Below are 1,474 nucleotides of genomic sequence, written 5' to 3'. Positions count from 1 at the left end.
TAGCACTCCGGGAAGAGACGACGGGAGGGCCGTCGCCTACCAACTGACCTGATCACCGTGCCGCCCCGGCAGCACGAACAACAAATCGGGTTACCGCAACCCCACACACTGCTCACCGCCAGCGCCGGAACCCCACCCCCACGTGCTCACCCTGGATGCCCGCGAACAGTCAGAGACTGATACGTCAGAATCCTCGGTCATGGTTGGATCGCCGTCAGACGTTGTCTCGAACAATGTTGCGAGGGCTTTCAGGCCCACCATGTTGGTGGCCTTCAACTCGATCAGGTCCAGCGGCAATGGCCGCAACGCCGCCGGCATGTTCGCCAGCGCGGCTTGTTCACGGCGGTGGATCGCTGTGGCGAGCGGGTCTGTTGTCATCGTTGGGTGCGGGCAGCACACCGTTGATGACGACGCGCTGACGGGTGAGCCCGATCTCGGCGAGTTCTTGGATGAGTGCGGTCAATTTCGGCGAGAGCGAAATGGGGAGGGCGGGCGACCAGCAGCAGACGGGTGCGGCGGGGGTCGGCGAGCGCGGCGACGGCCGCGGCGTACATCGCCTTGTGCTTCTCCAGCCCGGCTAGCGGTCCGAGACAGGACGCGTCGCCCTTACCCGCTTCCAGGAAGGCGTTCCAGCTTCCGGGAAGTTGTAGCAGACGGATGGTGTGCCCGGTCGGCGCAGTATCGAACAGCACATACTCGAACGCGGCAATCGCGCCGTGGGTATCGGTCAGCAGAGCGGTGAACTCGTCGAGCGCAGCGATCTCGGTGGTACATGAGCCGGATCGTTGTTCGGTCATGGAGACGATTTCGGCTTCGGAGAGCACCCCCCGCATCGGTCCGATGATGCGCTCACCGGTAGGCATTCGCAGCCTGCTCGGGATCGATCTCAAGCGCCGACAACCCCCGTACCGATTGGATCGCAGTGATCTTGTTACCGATCTCAAGTCCAAACACCTGACCCAGGTTTGAAGCCGGGTCTGTGGAGACCAGCAGCACCGTCTTGCTTGTACGGGCTAAGGCCAGCGCGCTAGCGCACGCAATTGACTCCTTGCCGACCCCGCCCTTGTCGGTGACATGTAGCGCGGAGCGCCGCTGAGGAATTTAGGCATTGTCATGGCGACTACATTTCTACGATCAGGTTGTCGGGGGTGGATTGACCAACCCCATCGCCATGAGCGACGTGGGCAGCCCGGTAGCCCTCGACGTTGGGCCGAAAACCGATGGCCTGCAACACCTTATCGGCTTCAATTCGCTGGAGGTGCCGTCTCTTCGCACCGTCACGGTAACCTGTGCCGTCGTCGCCGACGTATGGTGCCGGTGAGAACATTGACACCGAGTTTCTTTAACCCGAAGTTACTGCTGGTAAATAAGGGAAATGGGGTGCTGAGCTGGGTTTTGTGGCGACTCGGCAGGAAAAGTGTAGCCACTAATAGTAGCGTGTTGCTGCTGATGTGGAACGAATTCACGTTGTAGC

At 61.1% G+C, this 1,474-nt stretch carries 2 pseudogenes; both read right to left on the bottom strand.

Features of this window, described 5'->3' with window-relative positions:
- Positions 1–210: 210 nt before the first annotated feature.
- Positions 211–1,115, bottom strand: a pseudogene (locus EET03_RS29655) (TRC40/GET3/ArsA family transport-energizing ATPase); the annotation flags it as partial.
- Between the two features lie 77 nt (positions 1,116–1,192).
- A pseudogene (locus tag EET03_RS33240) lies at positions 1,193–1,343 on the bottom strand (dihydrolipoyl dehydrogenase); the annotation flags it as partial.
- Positions 1,344–1,474: the final 131 nt, after the last annotated feature.

It is taken from the genome of Mycobacterium innocens (genome assembly GCF_900566055.1).
GTDB classification, from domain to species: domain Bacteria; phylum Actinomycetota; class Actinomycetes; order Mycobacteriales; family Mycobacteriaceae; genus Mycobacterium; species Mycobacterium innocens.
Note: the sequence above shows the minus strand (reverse complement) of the source record. Positions and strands in the feature narration are given on the sequence as shown.